The sequence below is a fragment of the Pseudomonas sp. sp1636 genome (assembly GCF_030376615.1).
GTDB lineage: Bacteria > Pseudomonadota > Gammaproteobacteria > Pseudomonadales > Pseudomonadaceae > Aquipseudomonas.
In genome coordinates this window covers 278,858-293,239 of the sequence record NZ_JARRAB010000002.1, presented here as the reverse complement: position 1 = coordinate 293,239, position 14,382 = coordinate 278,858, and the positions used below count along the sequence as shown (strand labels likewise).

14 protein-coding genes are annotated in these 14,382 nt (G+C 62.9%); 4 read left to right on the top strand and 10 right to left on the bottom strand.

From position 1 onward, the window contains the following. Window positions 1–102: 102 nt before the first annotated feature. From P8H27_RS03130 to P8H27_RS03120, 3 genes are all read left to right on the top strand, one after another. Window positions 103–900 (top strand): enoyl-CoA hydratase/isomerase family protein, encoded by a 798-nt coding sequence (locus P8H27_RS03130; RefSeq protein ID WP_289635154.1) that lies wholly within the window; start codon window positions 103–105, stop codon window positions 898–900. 84 nt (window positions 901–984) lie between these two features. Next, on the top strand, window positions 985–2,973 hold the full coding sequence (locus P8H27_RS03125; protein WP_289635153.1) for an acetyl/propionyl/methylcrotonyl-CoA carboxylase subunit alpha: 1,989 nt from the start codon (window positions 985–987) through the stop codon (window positions 2,971–2,973). Between the two features lie 56 nt (window positions 2,974–3,029). Further along, window positions 3,030–3,854: an NAD(P)-dependent oxidoreductase gene (locus tag P8H27_RS03120; protein WP_289635152.1), complete on the top strand. Its 825-nt coding sequence runs from the start codon at window positions 3,030–3,032 to the stop codon at window positions 3,852–3,854. A 100-nt stretch (window positions 3,855–3,954) separates the two neighbouring features. On the opposite strand, the gene P8H27_RS03115 is transcribed toward P8H27_RS03120, so the two are convergent. The 8 genes from P8H27_RS03115 to P8H27_RS03080 all read right to left on the bottom strand — a co-directional run bounded on the left by P8H27_RS03115 (window position 3,955) and on the right by P8H27_RS03080 (window position 11,480). Further along, window positions 3,955–4,479, bottom strand: coding sequence for a hypothetical protein (locus tag P8H27_RS03115; RefSeq protein WP_289635151.1), 525 nt, complete (start codon window positions 4,477–4,479; stop codon window positions 3,955–3,957). Window positions 4,480–4,576: 97 nt separating this feature from the next. Further along, window positions 4,577–5,284 (bottom strand): hypothetical protein, encoded by a 708-nt coding sequence (locus P8H27_RS03110; protein ID WP_289635150.1) that lies wholly within the window; start codon window positions 5,282–5,284, stop codon window positions 4,577–4,579. Then, complete coding sequence (locus P8H27_RS03105) at window positions 5,281–5,874, bottom strand: RNA polymerase sigma factor (RefSeq protein ID WP_374761323.1); 594 nt, start codon at window positions 5,872–5,874, stop codon at window positions 5,281–5,283. Before P8H27_RS03105 ends, P8H27_RS03110 begins: the two co-directional genes overlap by 4 nt. A 5-nt stretch (window positions 5,875–5,879) precedes the next feature. Next, window positions 5,880–7,604, bottom strand: a complete 1,725-nt coding sequence (locus tag P8H27_RS03100; protein ID WP_289635148.1) for a VWA domain-containing protein — start codon at window positions 7,602–7,604, stop codon at window positions 5,880–5,882. Window positions 7,605–7,687: 83 nt separating this feature from the next. Continuing rightward, complete coding sequence (locus P8H27_RS03095; RefSeq protein ID WP_289635147.1) at window positions 7,688–9,127, bottom strand: PLP-dependent aminotransferase family protein; 1,440 nt, start codon at window positions 9,125–9,127, stop codon at window positions 7,688–7,690. Window positions 9,128–9,476: 349 nt separating this feature from the next. Beyond that, complete coding sequence (locus P8H27_RS03090; protein WP_289635146.1) at window positions 9,477–10,292, bottom strand: OmpA family protein; 816 nt, start codon at window positions 10,290–10,292, stop codon at window positions 9,477–9,479. Then, a complete protein-coding gene (locus P8H27_RS03085) occupies window positions 10,292–10,615 on the bottom strand; it encodes a DUF4398 domain-containing protein (protein WP_289635216.1) in 324 nt (107 codons plus the stop codon). The genes P8H27_RS03090 and P8H27_RS03085 overlap by 1 nt, the downstream gene beginning before the upstream one ends. Window positions 10,616–10,652: 37 nt before the next feature. After that, window positions 10,653–11,480, bottom strand: coding sequence for an ABC transporter substrate-binding protein (locus tag P8H27_RS03080; protein WP_289635145.1), 828 nt, complete (start codon window positions 11,478–11,480; stop codon window positions 10,653–10,655). Between the two features lie 114 nt (window positions 11,481–11,594). Between P8H27_RS03080 and P8H27_RS03075 the strand changes: the two genes are divergently transcribed. Next, window positions 11,595–12,533 carry an alpha/beta fold hydrolase gene (locus P8H27_RS03075; protein WP_289635144.1) on the top strand — a complete coding sequence of 313 codons (939 nt, stop codon included), beginning with the start codon at window positions 11,595–11,597 and terminating at the stop codon, window positions 12,531–12,533. A 63-nt stretch (window positions 12,534–12,596) separates the two neighbouring features. On the opposite strand, the gene P8H27_RS03070 is transcribed toward P8H27_RS03075, so the two are convergent. Both P8H27_RS03070 and P8H27_RS03065 read right to left on the bottom strand, forming a co-directional pair. Next, window positions 12,597–13,526, bottom strand: a complete 930-nt coding sequence (locus tag P8H27_RS03070; protein ID WP_289635143.1) for an electron transfer flavoprotein subunit alpha/FixB family protein — start codon at window positions 13,524–13,526, stop codon at window positions 12,597–12,599. After that, a complete protein-coding gene (locus P8H27_RS03065) occupies window positions 13,527–14,276 on the bottom strand; it encodes an electron transfer flavoprotein subunit beta/FixA family protein (protein ID WP_289635142.1) in 750 nt (249 codons plus the stop codon). It lies immediately after the preceding gene. Between the last annotated feature and the right edge of the window lie 106 nt (window positions 14,277–14,382).

Below are 14,382 nucleotides of genomic sequence, written 5' to 3'. Positions count from 1 at the left end.
CGACGTGGCAACCCATAACGGGGCGCTCCGCGTCCCAGCGACGCCGAGCGCCGCCAAACACATTCCCACGCAGAGCGTGGGAACGATCTCGAGGAGCCGGTGATGGCTGAACTACCAAACACGCAAACCCTGTTGCTGGAACGGGCCGAGGGCGTGCTGCACGTCACCCTCAACCGCCCGGACAGCCGCAACGCCATGAGCCTGGCCATGGTCGGCGAGTTGCGCGCGCTGCTGGCCGCCGTGCGCGATGACCCGAGCGTGCGCGCCATCGTCCTGCGCGGCGCCGGCGGGCACTTCTGCGCCGGCGGCGACATCAAGGACATGGCCGCGGCCCGCGCCGCCGCCGGTGACGCCTACCGCACCCTCAATCGCGCCTTCGGCAGCCTGCTGGAAGAAGCGCAGCACACCCCGCAGGTGCTGGTCGCCGTGCTGCAAGGCGCGGTACTGGGCGGCGGCTTCGGCCTGGCCTGCGTCTCCGACATCGCCATCTGCCAGCAGGACGCCAAATTCGGCCTGCCGGAAACCAGCCTGGGAGTCATCCCGGCGCAGATCGCGCCATTCGTGGTGGGCCGCATCGGCCTGACCCAAACCCGCCGCCTGGCCCTGACCGCGGCGCGCTTCGACGGCGCGGAAGCCGCGCGCCTGGGCCTGGTGCATTTCAGCGAAGCCGACGAGGAAGCCCTGCACGCTCGCCTGCAACAGGTGCTCGAACAGGTGCGCAACTGCGCGCCGCAGGCCAACGCACAGACCAAGGCGCTGCTGCTGGCGGCGCAAAGCGAAGCCCTTGGCCCGTTGCTCGATCGCGCCGCCGAACAGTTCGCCGCGGCGGTAAGCGGCGCCGAAGGCGGCGAAGGCACCCTGGCCTTTATGCAGAAACGCACGCCCAACTGGGCGCAATAAAGAACCGTAGCCCGATGCAATCCGGGGCTGCTCTCAAAGACGATTCCCGGATTGCATCCGGGCTACGCAAAGCAGGAGCAGAAAATGCCCGCCTTCAACAAGATTCTGATCGCCAACCGCGGGGAAATCGCCTGCCGGGTGATGCGCACCGCCCAGGATCTGGGCTACCGCACCGTCACCGTCTACTCCGAGGCCGATGCCGCTGCGCGCCATGTGCAGGAGGCCGATGAGGCGGTGTGCATCGGCCCGGCCCAGGTCAACCAGTCCTACCTGCTGATCGACGCCATCATCGCCGCCGCGCAGAAGACCGGCGCCGACGCGATCCATCCCGGCTATGGCTTTCTCTCGGAAAACGCCGACTTCGCCCGCGCCTGCGAGGCCGCCGGCATCGTGTTTATCGGCCCGAGCGTCGAGGCCATTCAACTGATGGGCAGCAAGCGCCTGTCGAAAATCGCCATGGGTGACGCTGGCGTACCCTGCATCCCCGGCTATCAAGGTGCGGCCCAGGACGATGAGACCCTGGCCAGCGAGGCCAAGCGCATCGGCTACCCGCTGATGATCAAGGCCAGCGCCGGCGGCGGCGGTCGTGGCATGCGTTTGGTGCATGAGTCATCCGAACTGCTGGCACAGATCCGCACCGCCCGTTCCGAGGCGCAAAACGCCTTCGGCTCTGGCGAGCTGATCCTGGAGCGCGCGGTGATCCAGCCGCGGCATGTGGAAATCCAGGTGTTCGGCGACAGCCAAGGCCATATCGTCTACCTCGGCGAGCGCGATTGCTCGGTGCAACGCCGCCACCAGAAGGTGGTCGAGGAAGCGCCCTGCCCAGTGATGACACCCGAACTGCGCCAGGCCATGGGCGCGGCGGCGGTCAAGGCGGCCGCCTCGGTCAACTATGTCGGTGCCGGCACCGTGGAGTTTTTGCTGGATGCCAGCGGCGAATTCTTCTTCCTGGAAATGAACACCCGCCTGCAGGTCGAACACCCGGTCACCGAACTGATTACCGGCCAGGATCTGGTGGCCTGGCAGATTCGCATCGCCGAAGGTCGGCCATTACCGCTCAAGCAGGACGAAATCCACCTCACTGGCCACGCCATGGAAGTGCGCCTGTATGCCGAAGACTCGACGCAGAACTTCCTGCCGCAGACCGGCCGCGTGCTGCGCTGGGAGCCGGCGCTACGCGAGGGCATCCGCATCGACCACGGCCTGCTCGAAGGCCAGGCCGTCAGTCCTTTTTACGACCCCATGCTGGCCAAGGTCATCGCCTATGGCGCCACCCGCGAGGAGGCCCGGCGCAAACTGCTGCGCGCGATTGAGGACTGTGTGCTGCTGGGCGTCAATGGCAACCAGCGCTTTCTCGCCAACCTGCTGAAGCATCCGCAGTTCGCCGCGGGTCACGCCACCACGGCCTTTATCGCCGAGCACTTCACCGCGGATCCGAGCCTGAGCCCGCACCCACCGGCCGCTGGCGAGCTGGCCGCCGCCGCCGCCCTGTTCTATCAGCAGTCGGCCAACGCCCGCGCTCACCAGGGCGGCCTGGCCGGCTGGCGTAACGCCGGCAGCGCGCCCTGGCGCTTCGTACTCAAGCAGGGCGAGCAGTCGTTCCGCATCGAACTGGAGGTGCTGGCCGACGGCGCACAACCCAGCCTGCTGGCCAGGATCGACGAACAGCAGATCCGTCTCAGGCTGCTGGCCAGCGACGACCGCTGGGCCACCCTGGAACTGGACGGCATTCGCCAGCGCCTGGCCTATCACTTGGCCGATGACAGCATCTGGTTGTACGGCCACAACGGCAATCTGCAACTGACCGACATCACCCATTTACCCGTCGGCGCAAGCAGCGGGGCCGGCTCCGGCAGCGTCAAGGCACCGATGGACGGGGCGATTGTCGAGGTGCTGGTCGAGGAAGGCAGCCAGGTCAGCAAGGGCCAACTATTGTTGGTGCTGGAAGCGATGAAGATGGAGCACCCACTGAAAGCCAGCATCGACGGCACCGTCCGGCGGATTGGGGTGAGCCGTGGCGATCAGGTGAAAAATCGCCAGTTGCTGCTCGAGATCGAAACCGCCGAAGCCTGATGGCATCACCCTATACACGCGACTCAGCCACATAACAAAAAAGACGGAGCACGCCCATGTCACTGCAAGGAAAAACCCTGTTCATCACCGGCGCCAGTCGCGGCATCGGCCGCGAGATCGCCCTGCGTGCGGCCCGCGACGGCGCCAATATCGTCATCGCGGCGAAAAGCGCCGAAGCCCACGCCAAGCTGCCGGGCACCATCCATTCGGTGGCGGCCGAGGTCGAACAGGCCGGCGGCAAGGCTCTGGCCCTGCAACTGGACGTGCGCGACGAGAACGCGGTAAAAGCCGCCATGGCCCAGGCCGCCGCACATTTCGGCGGCATCGATGCGCTGGTCAACAACGCCGGGGCGATCAAGCTGGTCGGCGTCGAACACCTGGAGCCCAAGCGCTTCGACCTGATGTTCCAGATCAACACCCGCGCGGTGATGGTCTGCAGCCAGGCGGCCCTGCCCTATCTGAAGCAGAGCGCCGGCGGGCATATCCTCAACCTGTCGCCGCCGCTGAACATGGACAGCAAGTGGTTCGCCCAGCACGGCCCCTACACCGTGACCAAGTACGGCATGAGCATGCTCACCCTGGGCATGAACGAGGAATTCAAGAAGTACGGCATCAGCGTCAACGCCCTGTGGCCCAAGACCATGATCGCCACCGCCGCCATCGAGTTCGAGCTGGGCAGCCGTGACGCCTTCAAACGCGCACGCAACCCGGCAATCATGGCCGATGCCGCCCACGCCATCCTCGCCAGCACGGGTCGCAGCATCAGCGGGCGACTGCTGATCGATGAAGAGATTCTCCGTGAACAGGGTCAAAGCGAGTTCGAGCAGTACCGTTTCGATCCGGCTGGCGGCACGCTGATCCCTGATCTGTTTGTCGACTGAGACAAAAGCCGATCGGTAACCGGCGGCGCCCGTTTGAAGCGATATCAGGCGAGCGAGAATGGCGAGCAACATCGGCCAGCTCGCCGCAACCCGCGACGGGCTATTGCTTGAACTCGAATTGCAGTTCAGCGCCTTCTAGCGTGTCCCAGTAGTCATCCCCCCGCTCATTGGTGATCAGCTTGCCATTGAGCTGAAAGGGACTTTCTGCCGCCTGCTCTCCCCCGAACAGCGGGGGCAGCAAGGCCGGCGACGGCGGTTCAGCAGGGGCGACGCGCGACTGCAGCTCTTCAAACAAATCTGGCGGCAGGCTCAAGTCCAGGTCTGCCCTGAGCGGAGGGGCAATCACACTGTCTTGGGCCGCTGGTTCGCTGGCCACGGCGGGCTTCGGGCTCGGCCGCGCAGGCTCGCTTAGCGCCTTGGTTTCAGGCTTGGTTTCAGGCTTGGGCTTGGGCTTGGGCTTGGGCTTGGGCGCGGGTGCGGGTGCCACCTCTACAGCAGGCACAGGCAGTACCGATTCCGCAGGCTTGGCAGGCTCGCGCGGCACAGCGGCAGTTGATTTTTCGTTGTCACAGGCGCTCAGCGACAGCAGAGCCAGAAGAAAAAGCCAAAACCGGAAGCTGATCATCAACAAGCACAATCGCAGTGTGGGGGAAGCACCATGCTCGCCTCTCCCCCGGCATCTAGCAAGCCTGCCGTGTCGTGTTTACACAGGTTTTACCAGCCTAGCGGCTTCTTTCTAATCGTTCGAGCTGCGCCTCGATATCCATCTGCGGGAAATCCAGCTGCAGGCGCTGTTGCAACTGCTGCGCCTCCTGCGCCTTGCCGGCGCGACGCAGGGCGAGCAGCCGGATGAGCGCTGTTTCCGCGTCCTGCTTCGCCGCCACGCTGGGCTGCGCTGCAGAGCCCACCGCGGTCGACAGCTCTGCACTCGGCGCCAGGGTATCAGCCACGACTGCAGCCGCGTCAGGCGCTTGCTCGCCTGGGGCTTCTGCCAGAACCGGCATTGACTGCTTCTTCTCGGCCTGTTGCCGCGCCGCGGAATAATGCGGCAGCGCAGGCGCCGCCGTCTGTTCGCGCAGCAGAGCTGGCGGCGCGGCGCTATCGGCCATGGACGCGGCCGGGGCCATCACGGCTCGTGGCATTGGCGCCGCAAAGTCATCGGGCGTTTGCTCCAGCGTGCGCCAGGTCAGACTCACGCCGATGCCGACGCAGGCCAAACCGGCCAGCGCCAGCGACCAGCGCTGCCGCCCAGCGCGACCGAACAACCAGCCATGCAGGCGCTGGCTCCAGCCCGACGATCCTGCGGGCTGCGCGGCGCGGGCCGCGGCGAGGATGCGCGCATCCAGCTCGGCGGATGGCTCGGCTGGGCTATGGATACGAAAGTGTTCGAGCAAGGCCCGCTCATGCGGCTCGTGTTGATCGCGGTTCATGCGGATAACTCCTCGGCGGCCGGGTCAGCCAGCAGCCGACGTAATTTCTGCAACGCATAGCGCAAGCGGCTTTTCACCGTTTCCGCCGGCGTGTGGGTCAGCTCGGCGATCTCATGCAGCGGCAGATCGCCATGGGCGCGCAACAGGAACACTTCCCGCTGTTCGGCCGGCAGATCGTCCAACGCCGCCTGCAGGCGTTCTTGGTCGCGGCTCAGGCTGAGCTGCCGCTCGGGGTCGGTCGCGCTGCACGGCTGGTCATGCCGCTGTTCATCGAACGTCTCGTGCCTGCCCTGCTGGCGCCCCGCTTTGCGCCAGTGATCGATCAGCCGATTGCGTGCGATCTGGTACAGCCAGGTCTTGAACAGCACCGCCTCAAGCTGCAGCGACTGGCTGCGGATCAGGCTCATCCAGGTGTCCTGGAACACCTCCTCGGCCAGTGTCGGGTCGCCGCACAGACCGCAGAGAAAACGGAACAGGCCGAGGCGATGGCGCTGATACAACAGCGCAAACGCCTCGGCATCGCCCTGCCGATAACGCCGCAGCAAGGCGGCGTCCTCTTCGGCAGACAGTGGCGCTACAGGATGGGCAATCACGCTCAATCGACCTTGGCTGTGTTGGGTGCGGGCGGTGAAGACGAAGTTTGCAGGCTTTGCGCCAGTTCGACCAGTTGCACGAACTCGCCGCGCAGGCCGTAGCGATCCTCGCCTTTGCCGCTGCGCGCCAGCTCGGCCGTTGCCGGCAGGTCGAAGTCGCCGGTGTAGCGAGCGCCTTTCAGCTGCTGGGCAAAGGCGGCCACCGCCGTGGCGAAGCGCAAGTCCTCACTGGCTTGGGCTATCGCCGGGACATTGCGCTGCGCCTCGATGGGAATCTCCAGCAACCGGCTGCTGCTCTGCTGCGGCGCCTTGTAGCGGATGCGCAGCAAGGCCAGCTCGCCCTGGTTGCCGATGGCTTTTTCCGCCTGCCGATAGCGCAGCGGCTGCAGCCAGCCCTGGTTGCCGACCGGGACTATTTCATAGAGCGCGGTCACGCTATGGCCGGCGCCGATCTCGCCGGCATCGACCTTGTCGTTGCTGAAATCTTCACGCTTCAGCGCGCGGTTTTCATAGCCGAGCAGGCGGTATTCGCTGACCTGGGCCGGGTTGAATTCGACCTGGATCTTCACGTCCTTGGCCACCGTCGCCAGGGTCGAGCCGAGCTGGTCGACCAGCACCTTGCGCGCCTCGCGCAGGTTGTCGATATAGGCGTAATTGCCATCGCCGGCATCGGCCAACTGCTCCAGCAACTGCTCGTTGTAGTTGTCCGTGCCGAAACCCAAGGTGGTCAGGGAAATCCCGCTCTTGCGCTTGTCGGCCGCCAGTTGCTTGAGCGTGTCGAAATCGCTGATGCCGACATTGAAGTCGCCATCGGTGGCCAGCAGGATGCGGTTGATGCCGTGTTTGATAAAGCCCTGCTGCGCCTGCCGATAGGCCAGCTGAATGCCCGACTCGCCGGCCGTCGAGCCGCCGGCGCGGAGCCGATCGATGGCCGCGCGAATCTTGGCTTTCTCGCTGCCCGCGGTCGGCTCCAGCACCACGCTGGATGAACCGGCATACACCACCAGGGAGACTTTGTCCTCGGCGCGCAATTGCTCGGCCAACAATTTCAGGGTGCTCTGCACCAGCGGCAGCCCTTCACGCCTGTCCATCGAGCCCGAGACATCCACCAGAAACACCAGATTGGCTGGCGGCAATGCGCCAACCGACAGATCCGCCGCCTTGATCGCGATGCGCAGCAGCCGGCTCTGTGGGTTCCACGGCGTCACCGCCAACTCGGTAGCGACGCCAAAGGGCGTATCGCCGCTCGGTAGCGGATAGGCATAGGGGAAATAATTGACCAACTCCTCCAGCCGCACCGCCTCGGCCGGCGGCAACTGGCCCTGGTTGAGGAAACGCCGGACGTTGGCATAGCTGCCGCTATCGACATCGATGCTGAAGGTCGACACCGGCGCCTCGGCCACGGCCTGCACCGGGTTGTCGGCGAGCGTCTGGTACTGCTCGCGGTATTGCTCGCGGTACGCTGGCGGCAGATGATCCGCCATGGGTACGCCCGGTTGTAGTGCGGCCGGCCGCGAAGCGATTGCGGCATGGCGCTGCAACTCGGTTTTTTTCGTCCGTGCCGGCTCCTGGTAATGCTCAACGGCCGCGGCTGGCACTGGCGCATCAGCGACATGCCCCTGCGCCGACTCGGGTTGAGGGGCATTGCACGCGGCCAGGGTCAGCAGCAGGCTACCGGCAAAGCCCTGCAGCAACGGTTGTGGGTGTAACGCACGAATCCTCGACATGACGCATCTCCTTGGGGCGAAAAACTCTTCGCCCCAGTAGACGCAATGCCTGAGCTATTCGGGTTAACCGAGCGAAGGCATGTTCACCCAGCGCTTGTCGCCTCCTGACACAACTGCCCGGCCAACATGCCCAGGGTCATCAAGGCCCGCTCGGCCTCGCGGTTCCACGGGATGCCGCAGTTCAGCCGCACGCAGTGGTTGAACTGTTCGGTGTTGCTGAAGATCAGCCCCGGCGCGATGCTGATGCCCTGCTGCAACGCGCGCACGTGCAAGTCCTTGGTGTTGACCCGCACCGGCAGGCTGATCCAGAGGATGAAGCCGCCATTGGGCCGAGTCATCTGCGTGCCTTCGGGGAAATACTGCTGGATCGCCAACTGGAAGGCACTGAGGTTCTTGCGATATTCCTGGCGGATGTAGCGCAGATGCCGGTCGTAACCGCCGTTCTCCAGGTAGGCGGCCACCGCCATCTGGGTGACGCTGCAGGCCGAGTGGGTGCTGAAGGTCTGCAGACGCTGGATCTCGTCCTGGTATTTGCCGGCGATGATCCAGCCGATGCGCACGCCGGGCGACAGGGTCTTGGAAAAGCTCGAGCAATACACCACCCGCCCTTCCCGGTCATGCGACTTGAGCGCCTTGATCGGCCCTTGCTCGAACATCAGCTCGCCATAAATATCGTCCTCGACGATCTGGATGTCGAAATCTCCGGCCAGACGCAGCAACTGCTTCTGCCGCGCCTCGGGAATGCTGCCGCCAAGCGGATTGCTCAAGCGCGCAGTCAGCACCAGCGCCTTGATCGGCCACTGACTGGCCGCCAGTTGCAACGCCTCCAGACTGATGCCCGTGGTTGGATCGCTGGGAATCTCGATGACTTTCAGGCCCAGCAGATCGGCCAACTGCAGCAGGCCGTAATAGGTCGGCGACTCGGTGGCGATCAAGTCCCCCGGCTTGGTCAGCACCCGCAGCGACATCTGCAGCGCATCGACGCAGCCATGGGTAATCACCACCTCGGAGGGGTCAACCACCACCCCGGCATCGCGCATGCGAATCGCCACCTGGCGCCGCAGCGGTTCGAAACCCGGGCTGAACATATAGCTGAAGGCGCGCGGACTCTGAAAGCGGGTGACCTTGGCCAACTGCTGGTGCAAGGCACGTACCGGCAGGTACTCCACGTGCGGCACCGCCGCGCCGAGGGGAAAGACCCCTTCACGACGCGACTCGGTGAGGATCTGATTGATGATGCTGCTGCGCGTCACCAGGCTGGGACGCTCGACCCGAGCGATATCCGGGGTAGGCGCGGTCAGGGCCGGGGTCTGGTGCACATAGAAGCCGGATTGCGGGCGCGCGCGGATCAGCCCCAGGTCTTCCAGGTTGGCATAGGCCTGCAACACCGTGGCATGGCTGACGTTGAGCTGCGAGCTCATCTTGCGCACCGACGGCACCCGCTCTCCCGGCTGATAGACGCCACGGCGGATGTCTTCCGCCAATTGCTGGGCGATACGCTGATAGAGCAACAGATTGGTCATGGCCGCCTTCCCGCTTTATTGAACCCAAACAGTAACCCGGCCATTTGCACGTGCACCGGTACAGTTCTAGCCATTGTGGACGACACAGTAGCGATCCGCCAGCGACTGTATTGGATCAATTCAGCAACACGCCAACTGTTCTTGCACTTGTTCGCCCCCTGTAAGCCGCCGCAACCGGGCCATGGGCTGCGATAAATCGCGCTCAGCGGTTGTGAAAATATCGAGCGCCGTCGCGAGGCTGTCTCCAGGCGTTCGCGGCAAGGCGGGCTTGGAGGTGGCCGCGGCAGGCGAGAGCTTTTCGCCGCCGCTCAGCCAAGCCCCGGGGCCAGGGCTTTGGCTGACGCCTGGGTCAGCGGCTGGCGCCCAGGCGCCCCTGCTCGTCGGAGAACACAATCTCGACCCGGCGATTCTGCGCCCGGCCACTGGCCGAAGCATTCTCGGCCACCGGGAAACTTTCGCCATGCCCCTGCACATCGATGCGCGTGCTAGCGATACCCAGATCGATCAGTACGTCGGCGACGGTCTGCGCTCGCGCACGGGACAGCTCGAGGTTCTCCTGCTTGTCGCCACGGCTGTCGGTGTAGCCTTCGATGCGCACTACCCGGCGCGGATTCAGCTGCAGGAACTGCACCAGCTTCAGCACTGTGCGATTGGCCGAGGCTTTCAGGTTGGCCTGTCCTGCATCGAACAACACATCGCCCAGGGTCATTACCAAACCGCGTTCGCTCTCGCTGGTTGCCAGGCTGACCATCTGCTCTTCAAGCCAGTTGCTCTGCTCTTGCACACTGAGCAGTTTGGCCTCACGCAGGGCCAGTTGCAGGCGTTGACGCTCCAACTCAAGCTTGGCTGCCTGATCCCGATTCAGGCTCAAGGCACTGTTTTGCCCGGCGATTTCACTGTAACGCCGACTCAGGTAGGCGTAATGGCTAACGTCATCCGCACTGCCCCAATAGCTCGACAAACGGTCTGCACGGGCCAGGGATTCGCCAGCACGAATCACATCTTTCGGTGCGCTGCGCAGCACATTGGCGTTTTCCTTTACCGCCTGAAAACTGCCGCGGGCCGCCTCAAGCGCCTCGCTGCTGCTCTGCTGCTGCGGACTCGCGCAAGCACTCAGCAGCACCGTCAGCAGAGCGCCGCCCAACAGCTGGATACGAGCATTCATCACAGCTCTCCCAACTGCTTGCGCAGACGATTGATCCGGTTATTCAGTTCATTCAGCTGATCCTGGCTTTTCTGCGTCAACACCCGGGCCTCCGCCAGACGGGCATCCAGCTCGGCCTGTTCGGCAAGCACCCGCGCCTCCTTGAAGGCCTCTCGCCGCATGGCGGATTGAGCCTGCAGCAACTTGTCTTCGGCCATCCCCAGTTCAGCTACTTGCTCGTCGGCACCAACAGCTTTGGCTTGGGCCAAGGCCTGCTCGGTCAGCCGCAATTGCTCGGTTGGCGCGGGATCGCTGGCGCAACCAGACAAACTCAACAACAACATTGCGGCGCATGAAAAACGATTGATCACAAAAAACTTCCTACGGATTCGGGACGCTTGCGGGTTGCAACTGCTGCTCTTTCCAGCGCAATAGATTGTGCTGCAGCAAGGTTTCCGGCAGGCCGGCAGCGACCGATTCTGTCATCTTTCTCGCCAGTTGTCCGCGCAGCCAGGGATCGTTGCATGCCGAGTTGTGCGACAGCGTCAGGTACAAGCCCTCGCTGGAAATAGGCGGATCCAGCACCAGCAGCTCATCCTCGATGCCCAGCGTTTCGGCCAGAGCCAAACCCGGGAAACGTTCGTAGAGCACATAATCGGTACGACCCAGCAGCAACTTCTGCAATGCCTGAGTCAAACTGGACACGCCCTCCAGGGTCAAATTGGCCTTGGCATAAGCGTCGAACTGCTGGCCGAAGCTGTTATTCACCAAGGTGTCGCCGGTGCGGCCGTGCAGATCCGCCCAACTGGCATAGGGGAACTCCGCGCCTTTACGCACCCAGATCACACTAGGCGTGAAAGAAAACGCCGGGTGCACATAATCCATCACATCCAGGCGCGGCAAAGTCAGAAAAGCACCGGCGAGCAAATCGACCCGCCCCGTGCGCACCTCTTCTTGGGCGCGCGACCAAGGCCCGGTGTAGATCACATCGATCACCAGACCCAACTCTTTGCCCAGATGCTGGAGCAAATCGGCATTGGCACCGATCAGCTGCTGCGGATTCTGCGGATCACGCCACAAATAGGGCGGATACTCGGGATTGCCAGTGGCCACCAGGCGCTCACACTTGCCCGCGGCGGCACTCAGCCCCGGCAGCAGAGCCGCGCCGAGCAACAGCAACAAAGACTTCAACAAACCACGTTCGAGCATGACGATTTCTCGACTGAACTTTTGATGGACTTTCAGGGCATGCGAACTCTGTTGGATACCGGCTGCATGTTAGCTTACAACCGACTCAATAATAATTCGCGATAAGGACGCGCCATGAAAAAACTGATTCTCGGCTTGATACTGTTACTTGGCGGTTCCGCCACCACTCTCTACCTCTGCCCCGCCGCGCTACTGGCCACTGTGCAATGGGTCGAACAACAGCGTGCAAATCTCGGCGCCAAACGCTTGACTGTCAGCGATCTTAGCATTCATTACTACCAAGGCGGCCCGATCGACGGCGAAACCATTCTGATGATTCACGGTTTCGCTGCCAGCAAGGACAACTGGCTACGCTTTGCCCGCTACTTCACCGATGACTACCAAGTGATCGCCCTGGACTTGCCGGGCTTTGGCGACAGCAGCAAGCCCTACGCCAGCTACGATATTGGCACTCAGGTCGAGCGCCTTGCCGCTTTCACTCAAGCTTTGAAGATTAAAAAACTGCACCTGATAGGCAATTCGATGGGCGGTCATATCGGCGCCCTGTATGCCGCACGCTATCCCGAGCAAGTCCTGTCGGTGGCGCTGCTCGGTAATGCCGGAATCAACTCGCCAGAGAAAAGCGAGCTGATCAAGCGCCTCGAACGTGGCGAAGCCAATCCGCTGATCGTGAAAACAGCAGAGGAGTTCGATCAGTTGTTGGCGTTCGTCTTCGTCGAAGCGCCGGCCATACCCGAGAGGCTGAAGCACTATCTGGCAGACAGAAGCATAGCTAACCGCGGACATAACGAACGCATCTTCGCCCAACTGGTCAGTCGTTATATTCCGCTCGAACCGGTACTACCGAAAATCCAGGCGCCAACCCTACTGCTCTGGGGGGCGCAGGATAGGGTTTTGCATGTGTCCAGTATCGAGGTCATGCAGCCATTGCTACGACGACCCAGCGTGGCGATCATGCAAGATTGCGGTCACGCGCCCATGCTCGAACGCCCCCAGGAAACCGCCGAGCATTATCAGGCGTTTCTGCACGGCGTCGTGGCGGGGCGTGAATAAAGACAAATCACGCACAAGAAAAACCCGCTCAAGGCGGGTTTTTCTTGTGCAGGAGAAACCGGTTTACACCAGTTTTTCGAACTCCGGGATGGCTTCGAACAGATCCGCCACCAGGCCGTAATCGGCCACTTGGAAGATCGGCGCCTCTTCATCCTTGTTGATCGCGACTATCACTTTGGAGTCTTTCATGCCGGCCAGGTGCTGGATCGCGCCGGAGATACCGACGGCGATGTACAGCTCTGGGGCGACGATTTTACCGGTCTGACCGACCTGCATATCGTTCGGCACGAAACCGGCGTCGACCGCGGCGCGCGATGCACCCACCGCCGCACCGAGCTTGTCGGCCAGGGCGTAGAGGTGCTTGAAGTTGTCGCCGTTCTGCATGCCACGACCGCCGGATACGACGATCTTGGCAGCGGTCAATTCCGGACGATCGGACTTGGCCAGCTCTTCGCCGACGAAGGCCGACTTGCCGGCATCAGCGCCAGCGGCAACGGCTTCAACGGCAGCGGAACCGCCCTCGGCAGCAACCGGGTCGAAACCGGTCGCACGCACGGTGATCACTTTCACGGCAGCCGAAGACTGCACGGTAGCGATGGCGTTACCGGCATAGATCGGACGCTTGAAGGTGTCCGCGCTTTCGACGGCGATGATCTCGGAGATCTGATCCACATCCAGCTGAGCGGCAACGCGCGGCAGGATATTCTTGCCGTTGCTGGTGGCGGCCGCCAGGATGTGGCTGTAGCCAGCACCCAATTCGGCTACCAGCGGCGCGACGTTTTCCGGCAGCTGATGGGCGAACGCAGCGTTGTCGGCAACCAAAACTTTGGCCACGCCAGCGATTTTCGCGGCGGCCTCGGCAGCAGCACCGCAACCGGCACCGGCCACCAGCACATGTACGTCGCCGCCAATTTTCTGGGCTGCGCCAACGGTGTTCAGAGTGGCCGCAGCCAGAGCGGCATTGGTGTGTTCTGCAACAACTAAGATAGCCATTTAGATTACCTTCGCTTCGTTCTTCAGTTTCTCGACCAGCTCGGCCACCGACTTGACCTTGATACCGGCGCTGCGGGTAGCAGGCGCTTCGACTTTCAGGGTCTTGACGCTGGAAGTGGTGGCAACGCCCAGGGCTTCAGGGGTGACCACTTCCAGCGGCTTCTTCTTGGCCTTCATGATGTTCGGCAGCGATGCATAGCGCGGCTCGTTCAAACGCAGGTCGGTGGTCACGATAGCCGGCAGGTTCAGCGCCACGGTCTGCAGGCCGCCATCGATTTCGCGAGTCACGTTGACCTTGTCGCCGGCCACTTCCACCTTGGAGGCGAAGGTGCCTTGGGCGTAACCGCTCAGTGCCGCCAACATCTGGCCGGTCTGGTTGTTGTCGCTATCGATCGCTTGTTTACCGAGGATCACCAGCTGCGGCTGCTCCTTGTCGACTACGGCCTTAAGCAACTTGGCGACGGCCAGGGAGTTCAGCTCATCGCTGGATTCAACCAGGATGGCACGGTCGGCGCCCAAGGCCAGCGCGGTACGCAGCTGCTCTTGAGCAGTTGCCGGACCGATCGACACCACGACGATTTCACTCGCCACGCCTTTCTCTTTCAGGCGAACCGCTTCTTCCACGGCTATTTCGCAGAAGGGATTCATCGACATCTTGACGTTGGCAAGATCAACGCCGCTGTTGTCCGCCTTGACGCGAACCTTGACGTTGTAGTCGACCACTCGTTTGACAGCTACAAGAACCTTCATGGATTCCTCGTTACTCTCCGGTGAATAGAAATGTCGCCAGAAGCGAACATGGCGGGTGATGCCAATCGGCCGGAACCGACGGTCAGCCTATAGCGGCGGACACAAA